Annotated in this window: 6 protein-coding genes; all 6 read left to right on the top strand. The window is 38.8% G+C overall.

The annotated features are described in order from the left end of the window. The first annotated feature begins 401 nt into the window (after positions 1-401). The 6 genes from F4V44_RS16345 (at position 402) to F4V44_RS16320 (ending at position 8,051) form a co-directional block, all read left to right on the top strand. A complete protein-coding gene (locus tag F4V44_RS16345) occupies positions 402-1,472 on the top strand; it encodes an N-acetylmuramoyl-L-alanine amidase (protein ID WP_191090722.1) in 1,071 nt (356 codons plus the stop codon). A 302-nt stretch (positions 1,473-1,774) separates the two neighbouring features. Next, on the top strand, positions 1,775-2,839 hold the full coding sequence (locus tag F4V44_RS16340) for an acyltransferase family protein (protein ID WP_191090721.1): 1,065 nt from the start codon (positions 1,775-1,777) through the stop codon (positions 2,837-2,839). Positions 2,840-2,942: 103 nt separating this feature from the next. Then, positions 2,943-4,301, top strand: coding sequence for a hypothetical protein (locus tag F4V44_RS16335; RefSeq protein ID WP_150441074.1), 1,359 nt, complete (start codon positions 2,943-2,945; stop codon positions 4,299-4,301). Between the two features lie 677 nt (positions 4,302-4,978). Further along, positions 4,979-5,764 carry a glycosyltransferase gene (locus tag F4V44_RS16330; protein WP_150441073.1) on the top strand — a complete coding sequence of 262 codons (786 nt, stop codon included), beginning with the start codon at positions 4,979-4,981 and terminating at the stop codon, positions 5,762-5,764. A gap of 80 nt (positions 5,765-5,844) precedes the next feature. Further along, positions 5,845-7,218, top strand: coding sequence for a hypothetical protein (locus F4V44_RS16325; RefSeq protein ID WP_150441072.1), 1,374 nt, complete (start codon positions 5,845-5,847; stop codon positions 7,216-7,218). After that, the gene (locus F4V44_RS16320; RefSeq protein ID WP_150441071.1) at positions 7,215-8,051 is read left to right on the top strand and encodes a glycosyltransferase; all 837 of its coding nucleotides are present in this window, start codon (positions 7,215-7,217) and stop codon (positions 8,049-8,051) included. Before F4V44_RS16325 ends, F4V44_RS16320 begins: the two co-directional genes overlap by 4 nt. The last annotated feature ends 276 nt before the right edge of the window (positions 8,052-8,327 follow it).

The following is an 8,327-nucleotide window of genomic DNA, read 5'->3' as shown; positions in this document are numbered from 1 at the left end:
TCACACAGACGTTGCCACAAATGTGGCGTTCTTAGTCTGTGATTCCGCGAATGGACCTTTACGGGCAGTTAATCCCCCGCCTATCTTCTTTTGTATACTCAGAATCTTGAGGTGGGGGTCTTACTGCCCGTTAAGTGTGGGATAAATAAAATCTGACGAAATTCGTATATTTTTGCAACAATTTCCAGCAAATTACTTCACAACCACAAAACAACCGTATATTATTAATAACGTACTAGGCCAGTGATGGAAAAATCAGGGACAACAACTTTACTGCGGTGACGCGCTACTCCGTTGGGGGACAGTCCCCCAGCGGAGTGACGCTTTACTGCAGTGGGGGACAGTCCCCCGGCGCAGTAAAGCGCTAAAACTAGATGACTATATACGTAGAAGGGATAGGAATGTTGAAGAAGAGAATTTTTGTTTTCATGTTGTTTTCGTTTTTATTTGTCGCAGCAGGGCCATTACATCAAGCGGAGGCGAATGATTCGGGCTGGAAGCTGGAAAATGGGAGTTGGTATTACTATGACAATAACTCCAAAGTAACGGGCTGGCTGCATGAAGGGGAAGATTGGTATTATTTAAACTCCTCTGGTCGAATGTTGACTGGATGGTATCTTGTTGATGAGAAATGGTACTATTCCGATTGGAATGGTCGAATGCTAACGGGCTGGATACAGGACAACGATACCTGGTATTATCTAGATGCTAACGGCGTGATGCGGACAGGCTGGCTGTTGGAAGGTAATAAGTGGTATTATTTAGATGCTTCCGGCAAAATGCAGACAGGCTGGTATCACCTTAATGACAAATGGTACTTTTTAGATGCGAGCGGGGTTATGCAAACACGCTGGATTAAGGACAATGGAATAGACTATTACCTTGATAAAAACGGTGTTTGGAATCCGAACCCTGTATACCTTGAAGGGCGAATCATCGTGATTGACCCCGGTCATGGCGGGCATGACAGCGGAGCGATTGCTGCAGGTGCCTATGAAAAAAATATTAATCTTGATGTCGCTTTAAAATTAAGAGATTACTTGACGAAGTATAATGCAACCGTACATATGACAAGAAGCACAGATGAGTTTATCTCATTAACCGACCGAGTGGCCTTTTCAAATAGAATTGAACCAGATGCTTATATTAGCATTCATGTAAACTCTGCGTCAGGCAGCACAGCTATCGGTATTGAAACCTATCATAATTCTAAAAAAGGGGTTTTACCCCAAGAAAGTAAAGAACTTGCGGCAGCGATTCAAAGTGAACTGCTAAAAGCTACAGGTGCTAATGACAGAAAAGTGAAGGATGCAAACTTTGCTGTTACAAGAGGTAACAATACTCCGGCGGTTTTAGTTGAAATGGGATTCATCTCAAATGATGCAGAACGTGCAAATCTAATCAACAGCAGCTATCAAGATAAAATCGCAAAAGGAATTTACAATGGATTAAGTGTGTTTTTTGATCGATAAAATGATCATGGAGAAACCAGTCATTGATTGGTTTCTTTTTTTTATTCTATCTAATTAACGCTTTAAACCGATGGGGGACAGTCCCCCACCACTTTAAAGTATTACCGCGATGGGGGACTGTCCCCCATCGCGGTAATGTACTACTGTATCATCTTCCTTTTGTATTTTCTTGAATTGATAGACTATTTCTATGGAAACAAGATTCCATTGTTTGTTTAGTTTGGTGGTAATATAATATCTTTACCCTATGTCTTTAGGGATACGCCAAATGGTCTGTGAAATTCAGAATGGAAGGAAAATGTATGAATAATAGAATTCAATGGATAGATGCGAGTAAGGGGATTGGGATTTTCTTAGTCGTAATTGGCCATACCATGCTTCAAGGGGAACTAAGAGGACAGATATATGCCTTTCATATGCCATTATTCTTTTTTATGTCCGGGTTTCTATTTTCAAATAGAAAGTATCCGCAGCTAAAAGGGTTTGTCCAGGCAAAAGCAAAATCATTATTAATTCCTTATGTCAGTTTTTCAATCATTTCTATCCTATTAATGAAAATGTTCGAGATAGAGGTCATAGATATCCCAAGTCTGATTCAAACGTTCTTGTTGTCGGAGAGAAATGGAATCTATTTCAATCAGCCTCTCTGGTTTTTAACCTCTCTTTTTACAATAGAAATCATTTTTTATCTGCTTGTGAAGTATGTGAAAAAAACGTCTTTTATCATGCTGCTAACAATGGCAATCTCGTTATTTTCAGCCACTGTGTTGGATGCTGCGGCAGGGACAAATACTCTGACTTGGAGCTTTGACCAATCACTTTATTTTATCTTTTACTTTTCGATGGGATATGCGCTGAAGACTTCCAAAGCCCTAACCGGCAGTTTGAAAAGGTCTCCATTATTGATAGGTGCATCTATGTTATATATTTTTTTTCTTATAGATGATAGGATCTATAAGAAAATTTTTCAAGTGGCTATGGGTGAAACCTGGCAAGTATATGATTATTTCTTTCTATATTTATATCATATCGTGTGGGCTGTTATCGCTATTTTCTTTGTCATTTATCTATCGCAGTTTCTTTCACTGGCAGTTCTAGAATACCTAGGGAAAAATTCGTTAATATTGCTAGCCTTACATGTAAGTTTGGGTTTTAATCTTATCAACCATGTTGGCGCAGTCGAGCTTCAGACATTAATTTCAAATCCAAATCTACTTGGATTAGCATACACCATTTTAACAATTATTCTCTTAATACCTGTTATCTTTATTCTCAATACATTCTTTCCAATCGTTCTTGGGAAAACAGGTAAATCACATCCTAAGAAACAAGGGTTATCAACTATTAAACATAAAAAAATCGTCTAAATATGGTTTTAATTTAATTTTTGCAAAGTTCGACCCTTTTATTTGAAATTTTCTACTATATTGGTAAAATATTAAAGTAGTAAAAAATAAGGGGGTCTAAAGTATGAAAAAGGACTCATTCGCCTTACTGTTAACGACTCTTCTCATGATTCCTACCATCTCTTTTGCACAGGAGAATGGAAATGCATCTGAAGAATTAAACAGTACGATTGCAGCAGAAGAACAGATTGTGCAAAGTCAAGCAGCAATTCAGGAAGAATTATCGGAAACGGTAAAAACAGAGCAAATAGAACAAACAGATGATGCTAAAGCAGTCGAAGAAACTCAAGCTACTGAACAAGCAGAAACAACGGAAACACAGTCTTCTCAACCAGAAACGGCTCCAGCAGACACACAACAGACAGATAGGCAAACGTCAGCACAACAAGAACCCGTACAATCTGAACAGAATGAAGCCGTTCAATCAGCGGCATTACATAACGACGTTTCTGCAGCAGGCTGGGTGCAAAGCTCCGGAGAATGGTACTATTATGACGAATATGGTTATCCGGTATATAATCAGTGGGTTCAAAGTGGAAGCAATTGGTACTTTGTCGATTATTCCGGCAGGATGGTAACAAGTCAGGCACATGAAATTGACGGCCATGGTTACTATTTTGATCACCTAGGGGTTATGAAAACAAATGGCTGGGTATCAGATGGCTATAACTGGTATTATGCAACCGCTAACGGCACACTTTGGGAAGGATGGCTGCCATCTAACGGGAAATGGTATTATTTTGGAACCTATGATGAATATTCAGGTGAATATTCTTACGCAATGGCAAAAGGCCCACATTCTATTGACGGCTCTCATTACTTCTTTGACCAGAACGGAGCAATGGCTACAAACGGCTGGGTAACAGACGGTTATAGCTGGTACTATGCACAAGGAAACGGCACGTTATACCTTGGTTGGTTATCAAGCGGAGGCAAATGGTATTACTTTGATTATTATGACGGCTCCATGGTGACAGGCTATCAATATATTGATGGAAGTGATTATTTCTTTGACGGCAGTGGTGTCATGATTACAAACGGCTGGTACTTTGATGGCTATGATTGGTATTATGTAAACAGAAACGGCACACTGCATACTGGCTGGCTGTCAAGCGGAGGTAAATGGTATCACTTTGATAAAGAGTACGGCTATATGGAAACAGGCTGGACCATCATTAATGGAACCAATTATTTCTTTGATCAAAGCGGTGTGATGAAAACAAACAGCTGGGTAACAGACGGCAATGACTGGTATTATGCCACAGGCAGCGGTGCGCTGAAAACAGGCTGGTTTACTAGCGGCGGTAACAGCTACTATTTCAATGCATACGGCGAAATGGTTAGAGGGTATTATGTCATTGGTTTTGATTATCATTATTTTAATTCTAATGGAGTATGGCAGGATTCAGTGCCTATCTACTAAAGGTCACTTCAGGGGGGAAATCGTTCTTTCGATTTCCTCCTTTTTTATGTTAGAAAGTTTATTCGGTATAAACAATCCATCTTTTTTAAAAAAGCTTTATGTTATTCACAAGGTTAATTTTTGACTCATCAATAGATTTGTTAACATAGCCTTCAAAAAAAGAATCTAGGACAATGAAAAGGGAATGCTAGAAAAGATACTGAAACGAAATAGTAAGAAAATACTACATGATATCCTATCATATGGAAGAAACTTTATCTGTTACAGGGATTATCAGCGTTTGACAAAAAGTCCTTCGTAATATGTACAAAATGTATCTAATTGATGCTATAATTGAAAGCTGAAGTATCAATTAGAATTATTTGTCGATTAACATAGATTTGTTGTAGAAAGGTAAAAAATTTTCTTTCTAAACGAAAATAGATGGCGCAATCGGCAAGGGGTATGAGCCGATAAGCAGGCGCATAATGAAATGCAAGCGCAGGAACATGAGGTTCCGAGGGAGCTGGCGCTTTTCTTAGATTTAGTGCAAGCAGCGGGCTTCGGATAATTTAGCCACGTGTGATATAGAAGTCAAAGAACGGTTTTTCTATTCACGCGCGTCTTATGCAAGTCTCGAGGCTAGACAAGGCGCTGGCGCTTTTCTAACAATAGTTAAAACGAAAGAGTGGGGAAATGTGGGCATTGCAAAGGTAGCGATAAGCATCGTAACATACAACAGTAAACATATATTCAAAGTTCTTGATAATTTGAAAGATGAGCTTGGTCAAGATGATCGCTTTCGAATTGTCATCTTTGATAATAACTCAAACGAAGAATATAAACAGAAGCTGTCTGCATATCAGGATTTTGCGGATATCAATTTTTATCATGAGAACAATGGGTTTGGTTTCGGCCATAACTACAATTTGCTTGAGGCACCCGAGAAATACTTCTTAGTGTTTAATCCAGATATCCTGGTAACAAAGGAAAACCTAGAAACCATGCTGGAATACATGGAAAGTCATTCTGACCTTTCACTTCTCGTGCCTAAGGTTTTAAATCCAGATGGAACAACACAATACTTAATCCGTGACCGTGTCTCGGTTTTTGACTATGCCCTTCGTTATATTCCTTTTCAATTCGTTAAAAAATTATTTGCTAAGCGTCTGGAATCATATGAATGCCGTAACCTTTCTGATGAGGAATATGCAAATATCCGTATAGGTTCTGGTTGCTTTATGTTTTTACGCGGGAATGATTTTAAAGAACTGAATGGTTTTGATGACCGTTATTTCATGTATTTTGAAGACTATGATCTTTGCTTGGAATTAGGCAAAAGGCATAAAAAAATTGTTTATACTCCTTTTTCGCATGTCATTCATTTTTATGAAAGAGGTGCTCATAAAAACTCTAAGTTATTTAAAATATTCCTGAAATCAATGTGGAAATTCTTCAATAAATGGGGATGGCGTTTGTTTTAATTTTCTTTGTAAAGATAAAAGGCTCTATTTAACATGTCTTAAAAGGGCCATTTTTTTATGGAAACAGGGGGTTTATTGTTATGAATCGGTTTGAAAAAATACTGCTGACACTGTTTTTTGTTGAGCTCTTTGTCGGCGGAGGGGGCAGGCTAATTGATTTCGGCTTTCTGTCGATTCGCCAAGTCCTATTTATTTTGCTCATCATGACATTTGTCGTCAGAATCATCAGCCAAAAGGCCATATTTGATGCAAGGGTCAATACCTTTTTTCGATTTAATCCATTAACAATAGGAGTTTATCTGTTAATTGCCAGCTTTGCCTTTAGCGGCGCAATCGGACTCATTAACAATCATGCATTCTCGGATATCATTACAGACTTTTTCCGGGTATCGTTCTTTGCAGCCTATTTTCCATTAGCGTACTATATCGCTGAAGATCGGTTCTCAAAGGACCGCGTCATTTCTTTATTAAAATACAGTGCAGTTGCTGTTTCGATTTTTACACTTGTGATTGCCATCTTAGGAAAAACCATCTTTAGTGCTGATTTTGCTCCATATTATTATTTCATTAATGGTTTTATGAATGATGATTTGTATTTCAGACCTAGTAACAGTGTTTTTTACAAGAGTCATATTTTCGTTCTTATTGCAGTCATTATCTCGTTAAATGCTGTGCTTGATAAAAAGTTTACAAAGCTTGATGTGGTTACTCTGATACTAGGCTCCATTTCAGTGTTGTGGTCTGAGACAAGAGGATTCTTGCTTGCCTTCATGATCAGTGTTATGACCATTGTTCTATTGGATGCAAGGATTTTGACACAGCCAATTAAAGGCTTTTCAGAAAAAATTCGCACTATGTTTACTTCAAAGAAATTTTTGCGAAAAATGATTATCTCCGCTTGTATTGTGGTCGCTGTTCCCTTTATGTTCCAATACATGACGTTGGAGCGTTTTGAAACCGAAACACCGAAAACAGAAGAAACGAAAAAAGAATCAGGGAAAAAGGCATCGGGAGAAAAGAAAAAGAAACCTGAGCCTGAAGTCAATGATATAAGTGTCAACACCCGTGTTGAGGATATTCTTGAAGCAAGAAAATTATTAGCGGATCCGGTTCATCTGATTATGGGACTTGGTTATGGTACGGAAATCGGGGGCCGTGTAACCGGTATTGAAATGAGTATGCTTGACATCCTAGTTGAACAAGGACTCGTAGGACTGGCTGTTTGGCTGGTGCTCTGTCTGCTTGTCTTTTACAATTATCATGTCGTCTATCAAAAGCGAAAGAGCATTTCAACAATGGAGATATCGCTCATGGCAGCGTTTATGGGAATGCTGCTTTTAACGAATATTAATCCATTTATTAATAACCCGCTTGGTATCGGCTTCTTCTTATTTATCTTAATCGTGTCACAAAATCGTAAAGAAAAAGAATCAAACGGGGAACTCGCCGCATGATGAAAGTAACCATTGTTGTTGTGTTTTATAAGCAAGATATTAAGCAGTCGAAGACATTCTCTTCGCTGGAAAAAGTTCTGCTTGAACGAAAAGCTATTTTAAAGAATATAGATATCATTCTGTATGACAATAGTCCGGAAAAACAGGACTTTGATGTTAGTCAGTACAGCGGTCAGATTGACTATATTCATGACCCAAGGAATCTTGGCATTGCAACAGCCTATAATTATGCCTGGCAAAGAGCAGAAGAGAATGGCAGCGAGTGGCTGCTCTTGTTCGATCATGATACGAAGGTCACCGAAGAATATATTGATCAAATGTTAAAGAATCATGACGTGAAGGAAGAGATTGTGGCGGTTGTACCCAAAATCGTCACGAATGGAATTATGGTGTCACCTGTGTACAGTCATTCTCTTCGTCCGCTCCAGACGGAAAGACCGGTCGAAGGCGTTCAGGAGAAACCGGTGATGGCCATTAACTCTGGTTCGCTGCTGAAGGTGAGTTTTTTAAATGAAATCGGCGGCTTTAATAAAGAGTTTCCACTCGATTATTTAGACCACTGGCTGTTTCATGAAATTTATGATCGAGATAAAAAAATTCGTCTGCTTCGGGTTACGCTTGAGCACGATTTGTCTGTCATGGATTACAGCGGTGTCTCGCTTAATCGGTACAAAAGCATTCTTGATGCAGAAATGAAGTATTACAGCAAATATAAAACAGAATTAAGCGGTGAATATCGTAAACAGCTGGTTAAACGTTTAGCAAAGCAGTTGTTAGTAGTAAAAAATAAACGAATTGCACTCTATACGTTAAGCAGGCTGCTGCAAAAATAAACAGCTTGCTTCGTATACAGGGTGAAAGCTTAAGCAACAATAAAAAAGAATGTTATCAACGAATTTTTCCTGTTAGATTTGAAACAGGTAGATAGGCAGTTATGGTCCGTTAAGGCGCCATCGGCTCAAGGCACATGCTAATCGGCGGATGCCTTGAGCTTTTTATTTAGAAATTACATGTTTGAAATTAGAAAGGTGTCTAGCTGCAGCGCCTACCCCCTCGTGGGTCTAGCATGTCTAGTGTTGGCTCCTAGGGACGCAGGACTAGCCAATCAC

This window comes from Niallia endozanthoxylica (genome assembly GCF_008710145.1).
Lineage (GTDB): Bacteria > Bacillota > Bacilli > Bacillales > Cytobacillaceae > Bacillus_BD > Bacillus_BD endozanthoxylica.
Note: the sequence above shows the minus strand (reverse complement) of the source record. Positions and strands in the feature narration are given on the sequence as shown.